This window comes from Gemmiger qucibialis (genome assembly GCF_027689445.1).
GTDB lineage: Bacteria > Bacillota > Clostridia > Oscillospirales > Ruminococcaceae > Gemmiger > Gemmiger qucibialis.
This window is the reverse complement of sequence record NZ_JAQFEN010000001.1, coordinates 135,411-156,292: the sequence shown is the minus strand read 5'-3', so window position 1 is coordinate 156,292 and position 20,882 is coordinate 135,411. Positions and strand designations below refer to the sequence as shown.

17 protein-coding genes are annotated in these 20,882 nt (G+C 55.6%); 7 read left to right on the top strand and 10 right to left on the bottom strand.

Annotated features, from left to right (window positions below):
• The first annotated feature begins 114 nt into the window (after positions 1-114).
• Complete coding sequence (gene sstT, locus PG062_RS00745) at positions 115-1,377, top strand: serine/threonine transporter SstT (RefSeq protein ID WP_270750593.1); 1,263 nt, start codon at positions 115-117, stop codon at positions 1,375-1,377.
• Positions 1,378-1,739: 362 nt separating this feature from the next.
• On the top strand, positions 1,740-2,621 hold the full coding sequence (locus PG062_RS00740; RefSeq protein ID WP_270750592.1) for a restriction endonuclease: 882 nt from the start codon (positions 1,740-1,742) through the stop codon (positions 2,619-2,621).
• 390 nt (positions 2,622-3,011) lie between these two features.
• Here PG062_RS00740 and PG062_RS00735 read toward each other — a convergent pair whose 3' ends face one another.
• The 5 genes from PG062_RS00735 to PG062_RS00715 all read right to left on the bottom strand — a co-directional run bounded on the left by PG062_RS00735 (position 3,012) and on the right by PG062_RS00715 (position 7,884).
• Positions 3,012-3,149, bottom strand: a complete 138-nt coding sequence (locus PG062_RS00735; RefSeq protein ID WP_270750591.1) for a hypothetical protein — start codon at positions 3,147-3,149, stop codon at positions 3,012-3,014.
• Between the two features lie 132 nt (positions 3,150-3,281).
• A complete protein-coding gene (locus tag PG062_RS00730; protein WP_270750589.1) occupies positions 3,282-4,256 on the bottom strand; it encodes a pectinesterase family protein in 975 nt (324 codons plus the stop codon).
• Between the two features lie 79 nt (positions 4,257-4,335).
• Positions 4,336-5,163: a sugar phosphate isomerase/epimerase family protein gene (locus PG062_RS00725; RefSeq protein WP_270750588.1), complete on the bottom strand. Its 828-nt coding sequence runs from the start codon at positions 5,161-5,163 to the stop codon at positions 4,336-4,338.
• Between the two features lie 15 nt (positions 5,164-5,178).
• Positions 5,179-6,321 carry a glycoside hydrolase family 88/105 protein gene (locus PG062_RS00720; RefSeq protein WP_270750587.1) on the bottom strand — a complete coding sequence of 381 codons (1,143 nt, stop codon included), beginning with the start codon at positions 6,319-6,321 and terminating at the stop codon, positions 5,179-5,181.
• Positions 6,322-6,324: 3 nt separating this feature from the next.
• Positions 6,325-7,884 (bottom strand): glycoside hydrolase family 28 protein, encoded by a 1,560-nt coding sequence (locus PG062_RS00715; RefSeq protein ID WP_270750585.1) that lies wholly within the window; start codon positions 7,882-7,884, stop codon positions 6,325-6,327.
• 148 nt (positions 7,885-8,032) lie between these two features.
• On the opposite strand from PG062_RS00715, the gene PG062_RS00710 reads away from it, so the two are divergent.
• Positions 8,033-8,905 carry an AraC family transcriptional regulator gene (locus PG062_RS00710; RefSeq protein WP_270750583.1) on the top strand — a complete coding sequence of 291 codons (873 nt, stop codon included), beginning with the start codon at positions 8,033-8,035 and terminating at the stop codon, positions 8,903-8,905.
• Between the two features lie 502 nt (positions 8,906-9,407).
• Here the strand turns inward: PG062_RS00710 and PG062_RS00705 are convergent.
• The 3 genes from PG062_RS00705 to PG062_RS00695 all read right to left on the bottom strand — a co-directional run bounded on the left by PG062_RS00705 (position 9,408) and on the right by PG062_RS00695 (position 12,853).
• Positions 9,408-10,271 (bottom strand): carbohydrate ABC transporter permease, encoded by an 864-nt coding sequence (locus PG062_RS00705; protein ID WP_270750581.1) that lies wholly within the window; start codon positions 10,269-10,271, stop codon positions 9,408-9,410.
• Between the two features lie 19 nt (positions 10,272-10,290).
• Positions 10,291-11,205, bottom strand: coding sequence for a carbohydrate ABC transporter permease (locus tag PG062_RS00700; RefSeq protein WP_113999076.1), 915 nt, complete (start codon positions 11,203-11,205; stop codon positions 10,291-10,293).
• A gap of 274 nt (positions 11,206-11,479) precedes the next feature.
• Positions 11,480-12,853, bottom strand: a complete 1,374-nt coding sequence (locus PG062_RS00695; RefSeq protein WP_270750580.1) for an ABC transporter substrate-binding protein — start codon at positions 12,851-12,853, stop codon at positions 11,480-11,482.
• Between the two features lie 469 nt (positions 12,854-13,322).
• On the opposite strand from PG062_RS00695, the gene PG062_RS00690 reads away from it, so the two are divergent.
• A complete protein-coding gene (locus PG062_RS00690) occupies positions 13,323-13,496 on the top strand; it encodes a hypothetical protein (RefSeq protein ID WP_270750578.1) in 174 nt (57 codons plus the stop codon).
• A gap of 34 nt (positions 13,497-13,530) precedes the next feature.
• Here PG062_RS00690 and PG062_RS00685 read toward each other — a convergent pair whose 3' ends face one another.
• Both PG062_RS00685 and PG062_RS00680 read right to left on the bottom strand, forming a co-directional pair.
• Positions 13,531-14,145, bottom strand: coding sequence for a thymidine kinase (locus tag PG062_RS00685; RefSeq protein WP_113999073.1), 615 nt, complete (start codon positions 14,143-14,145; stop codon positions 13,531-13,533).
• Between the two features lie 132 nt (positions 14,146-14,277).
• Positions 14,278-14,925: a redox-sensing transcriptional repressor Rex gene (locus tag PG062_RS00680; protein ID WP_242979471.1), complete on the bottom strand. Its 648-nt coding sequence runs from the start codon at positions 14,923-14,925 to the stop codon at positions 14,278-14,280.
• Between the two features lie 258 nt (positions 14,926-15,183).
• Between PG062_RS00680 and PG062_RS00675 the strand changes: the two genes are divergently transcribed.
• The 3 genes from PG062_RS00675 (at position 15,184) to PG062_RS00665 (ending at position 20,746) form a co-directional block, all read left to right on the top strand.
• Positions 15,184-15,915: a ClpP family protease gene (locus PG062_RS00675; RefSeq protein WP_408611377.1), complete on the top strand. Its 732-nt coding sequence runs from the start codon at positions 15,184-15,186 to the stop codon at positions 15,913-15,915.
• A 492-nt stretch (positions 15,916-16,407) separates the two neighbouring features.
• Positions 16,408-19,734, top strand: a complete 3,327-nt coding sequence (locus PG062_RS00670) for an FtsK/SpoIIIE family DNA translocase (RefSeq protein ID WP_270750572.1) — start codon at positions 16,408-16,410, stop codon at positions 19,732-19,734.
• Positions 19,727-20,746, top strand: coding sequence for a ComEC/Rec2 family competence protein (locus PG062_RS00665; RefSeq protein ID WP_270750570.1), 1,020 nt, complete (start codon positions 19,727-19,729; stop codon positions 20,744-20,746). The genes PG062_RS00670 and PG062_RS00665 overlap by 8 nt, the downstream gene beginning before the upstream one ends.
• Positions 20,747-20,882: the final 136 nt, after the last annotated feature.

Below are 20,882 nucleotides of genomic sequence, written 5' to 3'. Positions count from 1 at the left end.
AATGATTGCGGTATAATGGAAAACGTTCCGCGAAACCGTTTGTGCGGGCGGCTGCGGAATGGGCAGGTGCGGAACGTCTGCCAAACCCAATTAAAATAGGGAAGAGGAATCGTTATGAATCAACTCACAAAAGCGGCCAAAACGCTGGCTGCCAAGTACAACTCCACCAGCCTGATCCTGCGCATTGCAATCGGCCTGGTGGTCGGTTCGGTGCTGGCTTTGATCTGCCCCGGTGCTGCATGGATCGAAGAATTCGGCAACCTGTTTGTCGGCGCGCTGAAAGGCGTTGCACCGGTGCTGGTGTTTGTTATTGTTGCCAGTGCACTGGCGCAGGGCTCCTCCAAGCTGGACCGCCGCTTTGGTACGGTGGTCTGGCTGTACATGCTCACCACCTTTGTGGCGGCTGCGCTCAGCGTTGTGACCAGCAAGCTGTACCCGCAGACGCTGGTTCTGGCGGAAGCTGCCACGGCAGATGTGGTGCCCCAGGGCCTGGGTGATGTGATGCACACCCTGCTTTCCAACATCGTTTCTAACCCGGTTGCTTCCATCATGAACGGCAACTATATCGGCATCCTGATGTGGGCCTGCCTGTTCGGCCTTGCCATGAAAAAGCTGGGCAGCGATACCACCAAGAACTTTATGGCCAACACGGCGGATGCAATTTCTACCATTGTGCGGTGGGTCATCAACCTGGCGCCGTTTGGCATTATGGGCCTGGTGTTTACCAACGTGGCGGACAACGGCCTGTCCATCTTTACCCAGTACGGGCGCCTGTTGCTGCTGCTGGTGGGCACCATGCTGCTGATGGCGCTGGTGATCAACCCGTTCATCATCTCTATCTACCTGCACCGCAACCCCTACCCACTGGTGTTCCGCTGCCTGCGTGAAAGCGGCCTGACCGCTTTCTTCACCCGCAGCTCCGCCGCCAACATCCCGGTCAACATGTCTCTGTGCGAAAAGCTGGGCCTGGATAAGGATATTTACTCCGTCTCCATCCCGCTGGGCGCAACCATCAATATGGACGGCGCTGCCATTACCATCACCATCATGACGCTGGCTGCCGCCAACACGCTGGGCATGCAGGTCTCCGTGCCTGCCGCCATCCTGCTGTCCATCATGTCGGCTTTGGGCGCATGCGGCGCTTCCGGTGTTGCGGGCGGTTCGCTGCTGCTCATCCCCATGGCCTGCTCGCTGTTTGGCATTTCCAATGATATTGCCATGCAGGTCGTCGGCGTTGGCTTCATCATTGGCGTTATTCAGGACTCCGTTGAGACTGCGCTGAACTCCGCCGGTGACGTGGAATTTGCCGCCACCGCCGAATACCACCAGTGGCTCAAAGAGGGCAAACCTCTGCCGGCTTTCATGGGCGGTAAATAAGGTACATAGGTATCATTTAAGTATTACAGCCCCGGTTCTGCGTTTGCAGAGCCGGGGCTGTTGTTATGTAAAGACGCAGCTTTGAGAAGTGTTCCGGTTTAATAGGAGAAAATGGCATTTAAAAACGGGAAGACTTGTAGTATAATAAAAATAGTTCGGATTTTTGATTAGGCAATTAAGGAATGGACAATTAAGTGTGAGGAAGTATGCATCTTTTTGAAAAATCAAAAGAAAACCGATATATAAATGTAGCTATAGAATTTTGCAAGAACTTTTTAAGGTATATCTTTTCGATAAAGTCGCTTGCTGTATACACAATATGCTTTATACTATGGAGTGCTCTTGCTTTTAGCGGTGGACTTATGAGCGGAACAGGCGCCCAAACGGTAGTAGCAGTCATTGGTTGTGCCATTTTGGCATTGCCAGTATGGCTAATAATGTGTACTATTTTGCATTTATATCATGTGGTTAAAAAATTTTGTAACCGAGCAAGGGAAAAAGAAAAGGCGAAAGTAAATTCAGCATATGCAGTTGAGGATGTTTCAGAAAATATGGTCTTTGATGGGAGCAAAATCCCAGACAGTGAATTAGTATGGCGTATTATGGATGATGCTTTTACTTATAAAGGGATTTCTGCATACAGATTACAAAAACGCTATAATTTAGGAAGTGAAAAAGCAAGTGAATTTATTGCTTTTTTTGAATCTAGAGGTTGGATAGAACCGTGGACAGAAGTTAATCACGGCAACAGAGATATATTGATTTCGGAAAACGACTGGAAAAACATCTGCTACTATTACCGCTATTATTGCACGCAGCGATATGAGAGAAAGAACAAAGAAAAAGGTGAACACAGTGAAAAGCAAAAAACTGAACCCAAAACGATGCTTTCACGGTTAGATGAGATGGACGGCACCCAGTTTGAGCAGTTTTGCGCGAAAATACTATCAAACAATGGATTTCAAAAGGTAAAAATAACATCGACAAGTGGAGATTATGGAATTGATATATTGGCGGAAAAAGATGATATTACTTATGGAATTCAATGTAAAAGATATGGAGGAAAAGTTGGCAACCATGCAGTGCAAGAAGCACTGTCGGGAGCGAGTTATTATCACTGTATGGTAGCCGTTGTTCTAACCAATAATTACTTTACACCGGCCGCAATAGAAACAGCACAAAAGACAAATGTTTTGTTGTGGGATAGAGATAAACTAAAGATTCTTTTGGATAAGATGCGCTAAAAAATAGCTTTTACTTAGCAGGAGAAAATTCAAAAAATCTTTTATGTCAGAAGTTGCAATGCCCCGGAACGGTCAAGACCATTCCCTACAGAACATTTTATTGTGCGCGGCTAACCTTCTAAAATACCAGTAGGGCGGGATGCTCTCACCCCGCCGCGGAGAAACATAAAATCATTCATTGTGCACCTAAAAGATAATTTGTAGGGGACGATGCTTGCCATCATCCCGTTTGGCAGCCTTGCCATCAATTCTCTTTCCTATACTTTGCTACTTTGCCTATAAAACATAAACTCAATAGAAGGTATACCAATGCCCCACATGCACGGCTCGGAACCACGACCGGTATCCGCCCGCCAACTGTGGGGCATTTACTTTGATATATAGCAATTTTCAATAATCCAGCACAGTATCGGCACCGCCGTCCACCGGGCCGATGGACTTCATGGAAGAATGGATCAGAATGGTTTCCTGCCCGGTCAGGCCCATATCAGCCAGGTCCTGCAGAAGGTCCAGTTTGGTATAGCTCATAAAAAATCCTTTCTGGAATCAAAGCGGCGATATGACAGCAGCAAGCCCGCAGGCGCATACAGGGACGCGGTGCGGGCTTGCTGCTTTTTTAGGAGGTGGAATGTTATAATTGGCAGCTCCGCAAAGAGCTTGTTACGCTTCTGCACCGAAGTCGGCCCGGAATTCAGCCAGCATGGCGCGCATTTCCTGGGCGGAGGCTTCATCATTCAGGGCGGCGTAACCGGCGCGGGCGGGGCTTGCTTTGGGGGCACCGGGGCCCTTGGAGCCGTACTCGCCAAAGTGAACGGTTTCCTCGTTGGCAGGGTCAGACCAGTTGTCCCACCCAAGGGGGATGATCTCATCGCTTAAATCGCAGTCCAGCCAGTACACGCGGGCATATTGCCGCCACGGGCGGCCCAGATAAACACTGCCTGCGGGGCTGTTGCCCTGCACGGTGCAGTCGGCAAACAGGTAGCCCGGCTTGCCCTGCGGCGTGCTGGCGGCGGCAATATAGCTGGTAACGCCGCGGTGGGCAACGGGCACAATGCGGCAATGGTCAAACACCGCGTTGGCCCCGCCGAAAATGAAATCAATGTTGCCGGAAATCTCGCAGTCACGGTAGTATTGTTTGGTGTCCAGCCGGGGCGTGTTCTCCCGCGGACCGCGGAAACCGTTTTTCTGCCGCACGGCCAGCGGCAGGGGAGCGGTGAACAGCGTATCCTGGTTGCCGTGCAGGGAAACATCCACCATGCACACACGGCTGGCATCGGCATATACCGCCAGCGCCTGGCCGCGGTCCGCACCATCACCGGCGGTGTTTTCCACGGTCAGGTGCTCCAGCCGGGCGCTGCCGCCACCAAGGAAAAGCGTCTGGCTGCGAAAGGTACCGGTGCGCTCCTCGCCGGGCCAGGGGTCGCGCCCGGCGGCCCCGGCGGAGATCACGGTCTGCCCCATCCCGGCACCGGTGATGATGTAATCCGCCAGTTCCAAAAAAGGGCGTTCATAATAGGTCCCGACCCCCAGCACAAAGTGAAGCGGCTGGGCGGGGTCCTGCGCGGCAGCAGCGGCGGTCAGGGTGGTAAATTCAGCGCTGCCATCCACGGCAACGGTTACAAGCTTGCGTTCCATATTGAATCGGTTCCTTTCACAAAAAGGCTTCCATGGTATCAGTGCAAATACTCCGGTCCGGTGGGGCAAAAAGAAGCGCTTAGAAAAACTGTTTGATAAAAGCAATATCGCTGGCAGCATGGGCGGGCACGGCTTCCTCGCGCAGAACGGGCAACGGCTGCGGCAGGGTGCGCAGCATGGCAAAGGCACCGGCGTAATCAGTGCAGGAATCTTCCAGGCTGGTGTGCAGCATGGTGCCGTCCGGCGCAAAGTTCTTGCCCTTAAAGTGTACGGCCTTGATTTTGTCCCCAAGCAGCTCGCCCATGGCGTCCCACAGGGGCTGCTGGTTGTCCTTGCCCTCAAAGTTGACCAGGTTGCTCATGTCCAGGATGACCCCCAGCGCGGGGCTTTGCATCATATCCAGGATGTGCCGCGCTGCCTGCGGGGTGTTGGTGCTGTCGCCAACAACGGGCTCAATGGCAACGGTCACGCCAAGGCGCTCGGCTTCCGGCAGAATGGTTTCCAGGCTTTTGCAGAGCATATATTGGGCTCGCTCGCGGGTGGTGCCGGCGGGCTGCTTGTGCATGCCGGTAGTCTCGGTGCCAATGCAGCCCGCGTTCAGCGCCTTGCACACGGCCAGCTGGCTTTTGAAATCCGCTGCGTTGGCGCTGCGCTGCACTTCGTCCGCGATGGCAAGCTCCACATAGGTGCCCAGCACGGCAACAGCGATGTTGTGCTTCTTTTGCGCTTCCAGCGTGTTCTGCACCAGCTGCGGGGTAACGTCCGCATAGCTGGCAACGCCGGGCACGCATTTTTTGTAGGCCAGCTGCACGCAGGCAAACCCGTCTGCGGAAACCTTGCCAAACAGCTCATCGGGCGTGCCCTTACCATAATCATGCAGGCGGGCACCAACGGTAAATACGGCCATAACAGCGGAACCTCCTTACTGGATGATCATTTCGGTATAGGCCAGCAGCAGGGGGGCAACGCCCTTGGCGTCGTTTTCCACAACCGGCTCGCTGAAATAGTATTCCAGGCTGCCATCGCGGCGGGTGGCGCCGCCCAAACCGGCTACCAGGCAGATGCCGGACAGTTGCAGCTCGCCCTTATCGTTCACACCCAGGTATTTGTCACAGGTGCCATAGAATGCCTTTTCGCCGTAAGCGCGGAACCGCTTGGGCAGGTAGCCCAGCCGCACGCCTTTGAGCACGGCGTAAGCGAACAGGGAGCTGCCGGAGGTTTCCAGATAGTTGCCCGGTACGCCGGCTTTATCAATGACCTGCCAGAACATGCCGGTCTCGGCGTCCTGGAACTGGATCATGGCCTCCACGGCTTCCTTGAACATAGCCATAATGGCGCGGTATTCGTAATACATCTGCTCGTCCATGCGCTCCAGAACATCCACCATGGCAACCAGGAACCAGCCCATGGCGCGCAGCCAGAAGTTTGCGCTGCAGCCGGTTACAGGATCGGCCCAGTACATCTGGCGGCTTTCATCATAGCCGTGGTAGTACAGGCCGGTTTTGGGGTCTCGCATGTACTTTTTGATGTTCATGAACTGCTTATAACTGTCCTGGCAGCCCTTCATGCCGTTGCAGCGGGTCTCGTATTCCATGTAGAATGGCTGCGCCATATAGGTGCCGTCCAGCCAAACCTGCCACGGGTAGATGGCTTTGTGCCAGAAATTGCCATCCTTGGTGCGGGGCTGGGTGTCCAGCTGGGCGCGGATGGTGTTGATGGCATCCCGGTAGCGCTGTTCGCCGGTCAAATCAACCAGGGAAAACAGGTTTTTGCCCTGGTTGATGTTGTCCAGGTTATGCTCGTTGGCGTCAAAGGTGTAGATCTCGCCGCCATCCTTGACAAAGTAGTCTACAAAATCGCGGGAGAACTTCAGGAACTTTTCATCCCCGGTGGTCTTGTACAGGCTCAGGCAGGCGGTGATCATGCAGCCGTCCACATAGTTCCATTTATTGGGCTTGCCGCTGCGCACCTTTTCAATGTTCCACAGTGGGGCTTCGGCAGAGCTGCCGGCAATCAGATAATCCACATAATTGCCCAGGGTGGTCAAAATCTCTTCATGGGTCATGGCTTAATCCTCCTTAAAGCTGCCAACGTTGATAAAGTTCAGGCGTTCGCCTGCATAGCCCTCCAGTTTGACATTGTGGAAGTGAATCTCCTTCACGTTTTCGGCCCAGATCGCCAGCTTGCTGCATTCGGCGGCACCGCACATCATGGCGGCGTGGCCAGCCCCGGCGTTTTCGGCAAAGGAGATGCTGACATTGTTCATCTCCACTTTTTCAACCGGCTGCTCCGGCAGACCGCTGAACCAGCAGCCTGCATACTCGGCGTCGGTGGCGGTGATATTTTCCATCGTCAGGCTGCCCAGGCGGGGGGTAGCATCGTCCAGCGGCAGGGGTTCATGGCTCTGTACATAGTCGCTCTTGCCGTCCGGGTCACAGAAGTAGAACATGTTGATGACGAATGGGGTCAGCACATGGCGCATTTCCACGTTGCGGAACACCAGCCCGTCGATCACGGCGTTCTTGCCGCGACCGCGGCGGGTCTTGATGCGCAGGCCGCGGTCGGTGTGGTCCATCAGGCACTGGGTCATCACCACATTTTTCACGCCGCCGCTCATCTCGCTGCCAATAACCAGGCCACCATGGCCGCGGTTCAGGTTGCAGTTGCGGATGGTCACATTCTCGCAGGGGGTATGCATCACAGTGCCAAGGAAGAGTTTGCCGGACTTGAGGGCGATGCAGTCATCGCCAACATGGATGTAATCACCGATGATGTTCACATTCTTGCAGCTTTCGGGGTCAATGCCGTCGGTGTTGGGGCTGTCGGCACGGTTGTGGATCTGCAGCTGCAGGATGTTCACCCCGTCCGAGTAGGTGGGGTGGATGGTCCAGGAGAAGCTGTTGCACACCTCCACACCGTGCAGGGTCACATTCTTGGCTTTGCTGGTAAAGAAGAGCCGCGGCCGCCAGGCGATAAGTTTCACCTTGATGTGCTGGTACCAGTCGCCGTTGTCAGCGTTGGCGTTGATGCAGCCTTCGCCGGTGATGGTCACATTTTCGGCATTGATGACATTGATCAAACCGGCAAAGCAGTCCAGCGGGTTTCCCTCCCAGCCGCCGAGATAGGCTTCGTGCTGTTCATCGGCGCAGGGCAGCACACCGGGCAGGATGGGATATTCGCGGCGGTCGGTGCCGCCCAGCAGGGTGCAGCCTTTTTCCAGGTACAGGGTGGTGTTGCTGCACAAAAACAGGCTCTGGGTGCGGTAAGTACCGGCGGGCACATACACCGTGCCGCCCGGCGGGCAGGTGGAAAGCGCAGCCTGCAAAAAGGCGGTGTTGTCGGTCACGCCGTCATTCACCAGGCCATAGCGGGAAGCGTCTACAAAAAAGCTTTCCGCCGCGGTGGCAAAGTCCAGTGTACCGGTATCGCCATCAGTGGCAAGCACTTCCAGGTGGTAGGTTTTGCCGGGTTCCAGGCTGAACACGCTGAACACGTTGGTGCAGCAGGCTTCCAGCACAGTCTGGCCGTTCAGCTGAACCCGGAACGGGGCAGGGGCGGTATAGCAGGTGTTGTTTTGCAGCTCAAAACAGGCGCTGCGGGTACAGGCACGAACGAGAGCGAGTTTCATACGATAATTTCCTCCATAAAAGATGAAAAAAGTTTTGAAATTCAACAAGAAATGTGTTAATATGAAATAAATCAACAAAATTGAAGCGCGTTCTGCCCTAAAACTGGCAAAAATGCTTGGGCGGGGCGTGGCGGGAGGTTTGAACAGGATGGTCAAGGAATATACCTATTCCCCCCATGTGGACTTTTATATCGATATGATCGACCGCGAGCATAGCTACGATATGGGAAGTTTCCACACACACCACAAATATGAACTGTATTATGAAGTGGAAGGCGCGCGGCGCTATTTTATTGAGGATTCCGCCTATATCGTCAATGCAGGCAATGTGATCCTGATTGGGGAAAACCAGATCCACAAGACTGGTTCGGTAGGGGATGGCCCCACCAGCCGCATTGTGTGCAATTTCAGCCGCGAGTATCTGCAGGAGATCAGCGGGGCTTTCCCGGAGATTGACCTGTTCAGCTTTATGAGCGAGGAAAACAACCACCTGCTGAGCAACATCACGGTTAAGCAGCAGAACTATATCTACTCCATCCTGCAGCAGCTGATCCAGATGCAGGACGAAAACAGCTCCGAAAGCGCTGTGACCCGCAAAATGCTGCTGGCCACGCTGCTGTTGCAGCTGAAAAAAATGTGCGAAAACCAGCATGAGCTGGGGGGCGACAGCGGCCGGGTGACCAACCGCATCGTCAGTCAGATCCAAGGCTATATTGCGGAGCATTACGCCGAGAAGCTGACCCTGACAAGCATTGCCAACCAGTTTTACATCAGCCCGTATTACCTCAGCCGTCTGTTCAAAAAGACCATCAACCTGAGCCTGATCGAATACATCAACGGCGTACGCATCAAAGCGGCGCAGAACATGATCGAAAAGACCAACGAAAGCATTTCCGGCGTGGCGGAAAAGACAGGCTTTATGACAAGCGCGCATTTCCGGCGAGTGTTCAAAGATGCCACTGGGCTTTCGCCCCAGCAGTACCGCCAATATTTCAAGCGGGTAAACAAACCGGAAAAATAAGGCCAAAAATGTTACAGCACAAAACCACAACCCCCGGCGGCTGCCAACAGGCAGCCGCTTTTGTTTTGCCCCTAACGGATAAGCAGGGCAGGGGAGAGCGATGCAAAGGGATCAGCAGAAAAGGCACCATCATGTGCCGGAATACAGCGGAAAGCTTTTTTATTCCGGCTGCATCCTGAATATTAGGAACGGCCAAAAGCGAGAAAAGCCAGTGGCCGGAGTTTTCAAAGTAAAAGCTGCCCGGTACCCCTTTTGCAGCGGTACGGGGCAGCCTGTGTGGTGGTTTGGGCGCAAAAAGATCAAAAGTTTTGGAAAAAACTTGAAGCTTAGGGCAATACCGCATAATTCTAAGTGCCGATACGGCGAGCGAGGTGCGGCAGATGCCAAGCCAAAAGCGCAGATAATACTGGATGTCTTATCGAGCATTTTGGCAACGCAGATGCCGTGCCGCAGCTGCCGGAGCGGTGCTTAAGCCGCAAGGCGGGAATTGTGCGGTGTTGCCTTAACCCTTTACACTGCCAGCGGCAATGCCGTCAATAAAGGAATCCTGAGCGGCAAAGAAAACCAGCAGCTGCGGGATAATGGAAATCAGGGACAAGGCAAGGATGCGGTTCCACTGAATGCCTTCACTGGTACTGTCCATAGACAGCTTAACAAAGATTGCCATGGGGTATTTGCGCGGGGTAGTAACGTAAAGCAGGGGACCCATAAAGTCGTTGCAGCTCCACATGAACTGGAACAGCGCACAGGCGACCAGAGAGGGGCTGAGCATGGGGCAGATGATCTTGTACAGGATCTTGACCGGGCCGCAGCCGTCAATGGCAGCTGCTTCGTCCAGGTCGTGCGGGATGCTGCGCATGAACTGCACCAGCTGGTAGACAAAGTAGGTTTCGGTAGCAAACAGGGACGGCACCCACAGGGCGGGGTACAGGGGGTTGTTGATCCAGTCAAACTTGTTGTACATCATGTACTGCGGAACGTTCAGAACAACCTGCGGCAGGAACAGCGTCATGATCATAACGCCGAACAGGAAATCGCGGCCCTTGAACTTGAAACGGCTGAAACCGTAAGCAGCAATGACAGAAGAAATAACAGTGAACACAACCTTGGGGATAACGTAGCTGTAGGTGTTCAGGAATGCACGCCAGATGGTGATATCGCCGCCGTAAGTTTTGGTCACAGCGTTATAATAGCCATCCGGGGTGGGATGCGCGGTAAACGGGGAAAGGCTGGTAAAAATCTCGGCGTTGGTCTTAAAGGTGGAGCCCACCATCCACAGCAGCGGGTACACCATGATAAAGCCCATCAAAATCAGAACAAAATACTTGAAGAAGGTTGCCACATTGGCGCGTGCTTTCATACCCATAAATCAATTCCTCCTTCAATCAGTCAGCATAGTAGACCCAGTGCTTCTGGCTGCCAAATGCGATGACAGTGAGCAGGGCGATGATGATGAACATGACCCAGGCCATGGCGCAGGCCATACCCATTTCGTTGCTCTTGAACGCATAGTTGTAAACCAGCAGCGAAACCAGCGTGACGGAACCGCGGGGGCCGCCATTATTAAAGATAATGTAGGGGCCGTTGAATTCCTGGAACGCCTGAGCGATCTGGGTAACGAGGTTGTAGAAGATAACGGGGGTGATCATCGGCACGGTGATGGAGAAGAACTGGCGGGTTTTGGAAGCACCGTCGATGGTGGCGGCTTCGTACAGGTCGACCGAAACGCCCTTCAATGCGGCAAGGAACAGCACCATGGCGGAGCCGAACTGCCATACACGCAGCACAATGATAACGACCATGGCGTAATCGGGGTCAGCCAGCCAGCTGGGCCCCTGAATGCCGATAAAGGAGAGCAGCATGTTGATGATGCCATCCTCTTTGAACAGGGCCTTCCACAGAACGGCAATGGCAACAGAGCCGCCCAGGATGGAGGGAATGTAGTAGATGGTACGGAACAGGTTGACGCACTTGATCTTGAAGTTCAGGATGTAAGCGATGAACAAAGCAAAAATCAGCTTGAGGGGAACGGTGATGAGGGCATAACGGAAGGTGATGATGAACGAGGTCAGCGTTTTCTTGTTGGTAAAAATGTAGATGTAGTTCATCAGGCCGTACTTGGTAATGCCGTCAAAGAAGTTCATATCCGTAAAGCTGTAGAACAGGGAAGTGGCAAACGGATACAGCTTGAACACCACAAAACCAATGATCCAGGGAATCAGGAACAAAAGGCCAACGTTTTCATCACACCATTTTTTGAAAGGAGTGCGGGTCACTGTCTTGGCAGCAGGTGCGCTCATAAAGGAAACCTCCTTGTTACATAATAAAGGGCTGGCCCCACCGCCATGGGGCCGGGGCCAGCCTTGCTGATGTGTAAGGTTAAGGTAATACCGCATAATTCTAAGTGCCGATACGGCGAGCGAGGTACGGCAGATGCTAAGCCAAAAGCGCAGATAATACTTTGTGTATTATCGAGTATTTTGGCAACGCAGATGCCGTGCCGCAGCCGCCGGAGCGGTGCTTGAGCCGTTAGGCGGGAATTGTGCGGTATTGCCTTAAGTGTGAAAACGGGGATTAGGCAAGTGCTTCGCAGATGCCATCGTACAGGATCTGGGCAGCCTCGGCGGAATCATACTGATCGTAGCTGAAGCCTTCAAACACATCGCCGTACACGCCATTGGTCTCGTCCTTCAGGGAAGTGCTCTCGTAGCAGGGGTCGAACGGCTGGTCAACAAAAGCCATAACCTTGGTGTTGGCTTCCAGAATCAGCTCGTTGACAGCACCGGCTTCCTTGGCGTATTCCTGGCCGGCCTTGGAGCAAACCATGCCGCACTGGGTGCCCATGATGGAAGCGCCCTCTTTTTCGTTCAGGATGAAGTTGATCAGGGCAGCAGCCTCAACAGGATGCTCGCAGCTCTGGGTAATAGCCATACCCATGGAAACCTTGGCAAAACCGCCGTTGGCAGCCTCGCCCCACTTGATTTCGTCGCCAACAACGTACTCAGCGTCGTCGGGCAGGTTCTGGCTTGCACTCAGTGCGCTGGAGTCCCAGGTGAAGATGCCGGCGTACTTGCCGGTGATCCAGGCCTGACCATCGGTGATGGTCTTATCGCCGGCGGCGTTCATGGTCTTCAGGTCGGGCATCACGTGGTTATCTTCCAGGCTCTGGATCCATTCCAAACCTTCCTGCAGCTGCTCAACGGTGTAGTTCAGGGTGCTGTCGGTAACCCAGGGCTCGCCGTACTTGCTTTCCAGGTAGAAGGTCATCATGATCATGCGGTCCAGCGGGCCGGCAGCCAGCGGATAGTAGTCATCGCCCAGCTTTTCCTGGAAGGTCTTGGCGGCGTCCAGCAGCTCCTGCTCAGTAGTGGGGTAGTGGTCCAGGCCAGCCTTCTTGAAGGTTGCCATGTTCCAGTAGTAAATACGGCCGGCCATAGCGACGGGAACAGCCTGCAGGGAATTAGCCACAGTGCAGGCATCCAGAGCGCTAGAGGGGAACTGGGTCAGATCCAGCACATCGGAGTAATCGTTCAGGTTAACGAAGCTCTGACCCTTGCCGGAGTACTGGAACAGCCAGTTCCAGTTGACCTGCATCACGTCGGCAGCGGTGCCGGCAGCCAGGGCAGTGGATTGAGCTTCCTCCCAGCCGTTCCACGGGCCGTAAGTGCACTCAACGGTGATGTTGGGGTATTTTTCAGTGAATGCCTTGCAGGCAGCCTCGTATGCAGCCTGGCGGGCATCGCCGCCCCACCAGCTGATGGTCAGGGTGATGGGATCGGTGGTGTTGACGGTGTGAGCCTCGGTAGCAGCCTCGGTAGAGGTGGAAGCGGCTTCAGAAGAAGCGGCCTCGGAAGAAGCTGCGGTGCTGTTGGCAGCGGAGCCGCCGCAGCCTGCCAGCAGGCCAGCAGCCATAACGCTGGCCATTGCAAGGGCGATTGCCTTTTTCATTGTTTTAGTCCTCCTAAAAATGTTCCTATAACGAGCGGCCTGACAACTGACCGCTTCATTCAACGCTGTTATAATAACAAATTGTGAACATCAAAAAAATATCCAAAATGGTGTGCAAATTATAAAAACAAACAAATATTGCTTTAATTAAATGGGCAAAAAATCAACCTATGTCAAAACATACGAACTAAGACAAAACAATTTGTGCATAATACTGAAACAGCTTAACCCCGCATCTAACGAAAATTACGGAAAATCTTGCATAAATTGAGGCAATTTGTGCGTATTTGTATATGTTACAAACGGTTACAACGAAATTATAGGGGAAAACGTGTAAAATGCTGAATGAATCACAGAAAACAAACGCACAAATTCGGTAACGCAAAAAATGTACGCAAACGCACTTCTTTTGCGCATTCGTGCAAAATTTGCAATGGGAAGAAATACAGTATGCTAAAAAATATTCGCGATGGCAAAATATGTGCGAAAAATGGAATGGAAATTGCTGCACATAAAACATATCTTGTATATGCAGCCTTTTGGTGCTCTGAAAATTGCGCCGCAAAGTGTTGGAAACAAAAATGGCACAAAAGCGGTGCTGCAAGGCTGGGCAGCGGCTTTTGTGCCATTTTTTACTTATTAAAAGGGCGGAACACAGATTGAAATAAAAGAATGGATCACTGGTGCGCGGGGTGGCGTTTCAGGAAAGCGCGGTATTCCCGGTACCAGCACTGGGGGCAAAGGCTCTGATACTCTACAGCGTCCACTGTGTCAATCGCAACCTGGGCGCCCTCAAACACGAACTCGCCGTTCACCTTGCGGCCGTTGCAGGTGGCTTTGCGGCCGCAGGCGCAGATGGTTTTCATCTCCTCGATGGTATGGGCCAGCTCCAGAAGGCGGGTGGAACCGGGGAAGCCGCGGTTCATAAAGTCCGCCCGCAGCCCATAGCAGATGACTGGAATGTTCAGGTCCACCGTGACCAAAAACAGCTGCTCGGCCTGCGCCGGGGTAAAGAACTGGCTTTCGTCACACAGCACACAGGCAGGGGCGCTGCCATGGGCGGCGGTATCGGCCCGGACGATATCCAGGATGTCCATGTCCGGGCTGACCAGCACATCCACCTTGTGGCTGACCCCCAGGCGGGAAACAATGTGATCGCCGCCTTTGGTGTCCACGCTGGCTTTCAGAATCAGCACCCGCATGCCGCGTTCGTTATAATTGAAAGCAACCTGCAAAAGCGCCGTGGTTTTGCCGCTGTTCATTGCGCCGTAACGGTAATATAGCTTTGCCATGTTTGGCTCCTTATTAAAATAAAGTGAAAAACAGCATGAAAATCGGGGTGTACCACAGGATCCTGCACCCATGCCGGGGCAGGCGCTGGGGTACACCCCGCCGGAAACAGTCATGTGCTGTGTGCCCGGCTTTTATTCATCATGGCTGCGCAGCCGGTAGCCAAGGCTCATCAGGCTGTCGCCCAAATGGACGTTTTCCACTGTGACCTGCGGATAAACGACCGAAAGATCATAGTGGCTGAAGTTCCAGAAGCCCTGAATACCCAGCCGAACCAGCTCGTCCGAAAGGTCCATGGCGCTCTGGCGCGGCACGCACAGCACGGCGACCACCGGCTTGTGCGCCGCACAGAAGCTTTCCAGCTCGGACAGTGGGCGGATGGTTACGCCGCTGATCTCCTTGCCCTCCAGGGCGGGGTTGATATCAAACGCGGCAATCAGCTTGTAGCCGTTGGTATCGCGGCTGATAAAGCTGGAGACCGCCGTGCCCAGGCGGCCGGCGCCGATCAGCACGGTAGGCAGCAGCTCGCCGTTGCCAAACAGCAGTTTACCAATCTCGGTAAGCAGCACATCCACCTTGTAGCCGATGCCCTGCTGGCCAAAACCGCCAAAACAGTTGAAATCCTGCCGCACCTGGCTGGCGGTGGTGCCCATCATGCGGGCCAGCTCGCTGGAAGAAATTTTATCACGCCCATCTGCCTGCAGGTTGCTCAAGTAGCGGTAATATTTGGGCAGCCGCTTGATCACGGGCAACGATGCTTTGTTTTGCATTGTTGATGACATAAAGACTAATCTCCCGTTCTCCGGGCAGGGGTAAAGGGAACACCCTGCCTCTTGTGTAATTCCGATGTAAATTCTAGTAAAAGTATAATCAATCTTGTGCCGATTGTCAATTTTTTATCTAAGTTTTTCCGCGCTTTTTTTGCTCAGTCGCGCCCCTCTGTGCATAAAAAAGCGTACCAGCGGGGCATACTGTCAGGGTATAGCCGGGTTTTGCACTGCCCGGCGCACCGATTCTGTCGGAAGGAAAGGACCCCCGCCATGCCAAACCGTACCCCAAAACAACAGCCCGCCCCCCATGCTGCCAAGGATGCCAAGGATGTGGAGCGCATGCGGCTGGAACATGACCTGATCACGGACAGCGGCATTGTGCCCGCCACCAAGGGCCGCCATGCCATTTATTGCCTGACGGTGATCGGCACCATTGAGGGCCACAGCCTGGCTCCTGATAACCAGAAAAGCACCAAGTATGAGCATGTGATCCCCCAGCTGGTGGATATTGAGGAGGACCCCGCCATTGAGGGGCTGCTGGTCATCCTGAATACCGTGGGCGGCGATGTGGAAGCCGGGCTCGCTTTGGCGGAGCTGATCTCCGGCATCAGCAAGCCCAGCGCAACGCTGGTGCTGGGCGGCGGGCATTCCATCGGTATCCCGCTGGCGGTTTCGGCCCGCAAAAGCTTTATTGTGCCCACCGCCACCATGACGGTGCATCCGGTGCGCCACTCCGGCATGGTGCTGGGGGTGCCCCAGACCCTGCGCTATTTTGAGCAGATGCAGGAGCGCATCGTCAGCTTTGTGGCGGGGCATTCCGGCATCAGCGCCAGGCGCTTTACCCAGCTGATGCACAATACCGGGGAGCTGGTGATGGATATGGGCACCGTGCTGGGCGGGGAACAGGCTGTGGAAGAGGGGCTGATCGACGCCATCGGCAACCTGGGCGATGCGCTGCGCTACCTGTATGCCGAAATCGACGCCGGGAAAACCGGATATTGAGGGGGCGCTGCCCGCCAGTGGGCGGAAAGGCTTTGATGAAAATAGAAAGAGAAAGGGGTTTTACAAGCGGGCGTTTTCATGCTACAATATACCTTATGCTATAAGGGGTAGTATGCCCCTGCCCAAAACAGCACGGCACAGCTGCCGTGGCGGATGGCAGATAAAATCACTGCGCGGAAAGTCTCTTTATGCGGGGTCGCCGGATGCTGTTTAATGGCCGCCCGCTGCCAGATAAAAGGCAAACAAACTTTCGTTCAAAACGGGGGCAGGGCCCGCCGCGCCAAAGCAAATCAACAATGGCTGCCCGCTGAACAGGGCAGCCTGAATATACGCATATTATAGTAAAGAGGTAGGGAGAGCATGGCACGTTCAAGTTCCGCCAAAAACGGAAAAAACAGTAAAAACACATACCGCGCCTCCGGCAGCAAAAGCAGTAAAAGCAGCAGCTCCGGGGCCAGACACAACAGTTCGGCCTCCGGCAGCAAAAAGCGGATGTCCAGGCTGGAACAGCGCCGCGCCCAGCAGCAAAACCTGATCCGCAGCGTGGTGCTGGCCGGGCTTGGCATTCTGGCCATTGCGCTGGTGCTGGTGCCGGGGCAGAGCTTCTGGAATGTTCTACGCAGCTGGCTGTTTGGCACCTTTGGCGTGGTTACATATTTTGTCGGCCCGTTTTTGCTGTATCTGGCCTATCTGCTGGCATCCGGTTACCATGTGGGCACTTTCATTGGCAAGGTGGTGCTGCTGGCGGTACTGCTGGCCGGTACGGCGGTCATCTTCTCGGATTTTAAGGTAGGGGATACCCCCTGGCAGACCGTCAAGATGCTGTTTGCCTGGGGGCAGCGCAAGTTCTGGACCGGCGGTGTGCTGGGCGTGCCCATCGGCGCATCGCTGCTGGCCGTCTGTGGCCGTCCCGGTGCCAATATCGTCATGATTATTGTCATCCTGATGGGGCTGATGGTGTTTTTTGCCGTTACCCCGGTGGATGTGGTGCAGTTCATCAGCTATTATATTCAGGAGTTCAAAGCCCGCCGCGCCGCCCGTGCGGAGGAAGAAACCGCTTATGATACCCAGCTGTTTGGCCATGAAGCGGAGGAAGAATCCCTTGAAAACCTGACCGGCAGCCTGCCGCCCATGGCCGGCGAGTCTCCGGCCACGCCGCAGTCTGGCACCCGCCGCCCCTTTGATGTGGCCCCCTATCTGGAACAGGAGGAAGCCGCCCGCCGCAATGCGGCCCAGGCAAACCCTGCCGACCAGGCAGCCGCCGCGGCGCAGGCCGGCCAGCCGGCGGCCCAGCCCCAGCAGGCGTATACGCAGCCCGGCACCGCAACATACCCCGATATGCAGCGTGCCCAGGCTGCGCCCCAAGGCGTGCAGCACACCCAAAGCTTTGCCCCGCCCGCCCAGCGTTCGGACTTTGATGTGGACCTGGGGCCGGATGCTTCCCAGCGCGCTTTGCAGAACGCCGTGCAGCATGACCCGCTGCAGAAAATTGAGATCGGCCCCGGCGGCACCTTTGGCCTTGACCCGCTGGAGCAGTTGAATCATCGCAAGTACCCCGCGCCCCAGCCGGAACCCCAGCCCCAGCCGCAGGAAGAAAGCTTTGAGCTGCACCTGGAACCGGAAGCCCAGCAGGCTGAGGAAGCCCCGGTGGAGGAAGACAGCCTGAATGACCTGATCCAGCGCGCCGTGACCGGGCGGGATACCCCCGTGGCCGGTGCCGATGTGGGCCTGCCCGATGAGGATGAAGCGGAAAGTTTTGAAACCCCGCTGACCCCGGAACCGGATGATAACGCACCTGCTGCCTCGGTGGAAGATTTTTCCACCCCGCTGGAGCCGGTAGAGGAATTGCCGGAACCGGATGACGTTGGCAGCAGCGAAAGCGCGGATAATTTTGAAACACCGCTGGTGCCGGAACCCACCCAGCCAGCGCCTGCCCCTGTTACAGCCATCCCCACATTGGGCGGCAGCTTTGACCAGGGCGGTTTCGATGCAGCCAAGGCTGCCTGGAACGCCGGAATTCCGGTATCGGATCTGCTCACCGGGCGGGTCAGCGTGCAGGCCCCGGCACCGCAGCCCACGGCCCAGCCTGCCGCCGCTGCGCCTAAAGTATACAGCGTAACGGATGAACGCCGCCCCGGCAGCCCCAACCGGCTGCGGGTATCTTCCAGCATGGGCAATTCGGCTTCGGCTCCCATTTCCAGCCCGCCCAGCGTGGCCAAAGCAATGGCGAAAGCCCCTGCCGCCCCGGCAGCCACCGCACCCGCCGGCGTAGCCCGCGAAGCGGACGAGGATGCCAGCAGCGAAGCTACGGCAGCCTTTGCCGCCCAGGCCAAAGAGGAGTTCCCGCCGTATACTTACCCATCTTTGAACCTTTTCAATGCGGCCAAGCCGGAAGATGAACGCGGCGCGGCCGCCGAGATGAAGAAAAACGCCGATATCCTGGTGAACACGCTGGACAGCTTTGGTGTTAAGACCCATATCCTGGATATCTGCCGCGGCCCTTCCGTGACCCGGTATGAGCTGCAGCCCCAGGCAGGCATCAAGGTCAGCCGTATCACCAGCCTGTCGGATGATATCGCCCTGAACCTTGCCACCGCCGGTGTGCGTATCGAAGCCCCCATTCCCGGCAAACCCGCCGTCGGTATCGAGGTGCCCAACAAGATCCGCTCTACCGTCAGCATCCGCGGGGTGTTTGAATCCCAGAACTACATCAACATGCGCAGCCCACTGACCATGGCGCTGGGCAAAGATATTGCCGGTACAGCCCAGGTGGCGGACCTGTGTAAAATGCCCCACCTGCTGATCGCCGGCTCCACCGGCAGCGGTAAATCCGTCTGCGTCAACTCGATCATCATCAGCTTTTTGTTCCGCTCCGGTCCGGAAGATGTCAAACTGATTCTGATCGACCCCAAGGTGGTGGAACTGGCTGAGTACAACGGCATTCCCCACCTGTTAATGCCCGTTGTGACCGAGCCGCGCAAGGCCGCCGGTGCCCTGGGGGCCAGTGTGGCCGAGATGGAGCGCCGCTATAAGCTGTTTGCCGAAAACAATGTGCGCGATATCAAGAGCTATAACAAGCTGGCCAAGCAGCACCCCGATGTGCTGGAACACCTGCCTTATATCGCCATTATCATTGACGAGTTGGCCGACCTGATGATGGTTGCCGGCAAAGAGGTGGAAGATTATATCTGCCGCATTGCCCAGAAAGCCCGTGCGGCCGGTATCCACCTGATTGTGGCAACCCAGCGCCCCAGCGTGGACGTTATCACCGGCCTGATCAAAGCCAACATCCCCAGCCGTATTGCATTTGCAGTTTCAAGCCAGATCGACTCCCGCACCATTCTGGACAGCGGCGGCGCCGAAAAGCTGCTGGGCAACGGCGATATGCTGTTCCTGCCGGTCGGTGCTTCCAAGCCCGTGCGTGTGCAGGGTACCTTTGTGACGGATGAAGAGATCAGCGCTGTGCTGAACTTTATCAAATCCACTTCCAGCGCCCAGTATGATGAAGAGATGATTGCCGAGATGGAGCGCCGTGCCGTGGCCGAAAAGGGCGGCAAGGGCAGCAGCTCCGATCCGGACGATGACAGCGGCAGCCGCGACCCCATGTTTGAACAGGCGGTGGAATGCGTCATCGAAGCCGGGCAGGCATCCACCAGCCTTTTGCAGCGCCGCTGCAAGCTGGGCTATGCCCGTGCGGCCCGCATCATGGACCAGATGGAACAGGAAAAGATTATCGGCCCCTATGAGGGCGCCAAGCCCCGTGCCGTTTTGCTGACCCGCGCCCAGTGGCAGGAACGCCAGCTGGGCCAGGGTGAGTAAATACCGGCGGCGCAGGTATTGCCGCCATTCCTACCGCCGCCCCCAGATGTGGACCATTGTGGCCGCTGTTCTCATCGCCGTTGCCTTGTATGTGGTCGAAAATTACGGCGGCAACGGTTTTGTGCCCAGCTGGGACCAGATTTACCAATGGGTTGGCCTGGAACCCAGCCAGAGCGAAACCACAGCCCCGCTGCCGGAGGGGAAAACCGAAGTGGTGTTCCTAGATGTGGGGCAGGGGGATGCCGTGCTGATTTTGCAGAACGGTGCGGCCTGCCTGATTGATGCAGGCCCCAAGGATGCCCGGCAGAACCTTGTGCAGGACCTGCGCAGCTATGGTGTAAGCCAGTTGGACCTGTTGGTGATGACCCACCCCCATGCCGACCATGTGGGCGGCATGCAGGCCGTTTTACAGAACTTTGATGTGCAGACCCTGCTGACCCCCGACCTGAGCGAAACTGACGTGACCGGCCAGACCCAGCGCACCCTGCAAACCGCCCAGGAATGCGGCGTACCGGTGGAAACTGCCTATACCGGCCAGCAGTACACCATCGGCACCGGCACATTGACCGTGCTGCTGCCCGGTGTGGATGCCGATACGGCGGGCAGTGACGATGCAACAAATGATATGTCGCTCTGCCTGCGGTTTGAAGCCGGGAACTTTACCTTTTTGGATACCGGCGATGCCGAGCGCAACGAGGAAGCCGCCCTGGCGGAGCAATATCCGTTCCGCTTGCGGTCCACCGTGTTCAAGGCCGGGCACCATGGGTCGTCCACATCCAACACCCAAACACTGCTGTGGCAGGTGCAGCCCCAGCTTGTGGTTGCCAGCTGCGGCCTGAACAATGATTACGGCCATCCCCACCGCGAGGTCATCCAGGAAATGCAGGATGAGGGCATTGACTTTTACCGCACCGACCTGTACGGCACGGTGACCGTGACCGCCCAGGCGGATGGCAGCTTTACTGTGCAGACGGCAAAACAGCCGGACGAAGAGCTGGCTCCCGCCGCGTAACCCCCGGCAGCCTGACTCTGTGTGCCTGACCCCAGTAAGTCGGCAGGAAAGTGTTCCCGTACGCCCCAAAAGTTTTAAGGCAACACCGCACAATTCCCGCCTTGCGGCTTAAGCATCGCTCCGGCAGCTGCGGCAC

Excerpts from the sequence above, each read along its gene's own strand:
- sstT (WP_270750593.1), top strand. The coding sequence starts at position 115 with ATGAATCAACTCACAAAAGCGGCCAAAACGCTGGCTGCCAAGTACAAC.
- PG062_RS00740 (WP_270750592.1), top strand. The coding sequence starts at position 1,740 with ATGAGCGGAACAGGCGCCCAAACGGTAGTAGCAGTCATTGGTTGTGCC.
- PG062_RS00735 (WP_270750591.1), bottom strand. The coding sequence starts at position 3,149 with ATGAGCTATACCAAACTGGACCTTCTGCAGGACCTGGCTGATATGGGC.
- PG062_RS00730 (WP_270750589.1), bottom strand. The coding sequence starts at position 4,256 with ATGGAACGCAAGCTTGTAACCGTTGCCGTGGATGGCAGCGCTGAATTT.
- PG062_RS00725 (WP_270750588.1), bottom strand. The coding sequence starts at position 5,163 with ATGGCCGTATTTACCGTTGGTGCCCGCCTGCATGATTATGGTAAGGGC.
- PG062_RS00720 (WP_270750587.1), bottom strand. The coding sequence starts at position 6,321 with ATGACCCATGAAGAGATTTTGACCACCCTGGGCAATTATGTGGATTAT.
- PG062_RS00715 (WP_270750585.1), bottom strand. The coding sequence starts at position 7,884 with ATGAAACTCGCTCTCGTTCGTGCCTGTACCCGCAGCGCCTGTTTTGAG.
- PG062_RS00710 (WP_270750583.1), top strand. The coding sequence starts at position 8,033 with ATGGTCAAGGAATATACCTATTCCCCCCATGTGGACTTTTATATCGAT.
- PG062_RS00705 (WP_270750581.1), bottom strand. The coding sequence starts at position 10,271 with ATGGGTATGAAAGCACGCGCCAATGTGGCAACCTTCTTCAAGTATTTT.
- PG062_RS00700 (WP_113999076.1), bottom strand. The coding sequence starts at position 11,205 with ATGAGCGCACCTGCTGCCAAGACAGTGACCCGCACTCCTTTCAAAAAA.
- PG062_RS00695 (WP_270750580.1), bottom strand. The coding sequence starts at position 12,853 with ATGAAAAAGGCAATCGCCCTTGCAATGGCCAGCGTTATGGCTGCTGGC.
- PG062_RS00690 (WP_270750578.1), top strand. The coding sequence starts at position 13,323 with ATGGCAAAATATGTGCGAAAAATGGAATGGAAATTGCTGCACATAAAA.
- PG062_RS00685 (WP_113999073.1), bottom strand. The coding sequence starts at position 14,145 with ATGGCAAAGCTATATTACCGTTACGGCGCAATGAACAGCGGCAAAACC.
- PG062_RS00680 (WP_242979471.1), bottom strand. The coding sequence starts at position 14,925 with ATGTCATCAACAATGCAAAACAAAGCATCGTTGCCCGTGATCAAGCGG.
- PG062_RS00675 (WP_408611377.1), top strand. The coding sequence starts at position 15,184 with ATGCCAAACCGTACCCCAAAACAACAGCCCGCCCCCCATGCTGCCAAG.
- PG062_RS00670 (WP_270750572.1), top strand. The coding sequence starts at position 16,408 with ATGTCCAGGCTGGAACAGCGCCGCGCCCAGCAGCAAAACCTGATCCGC.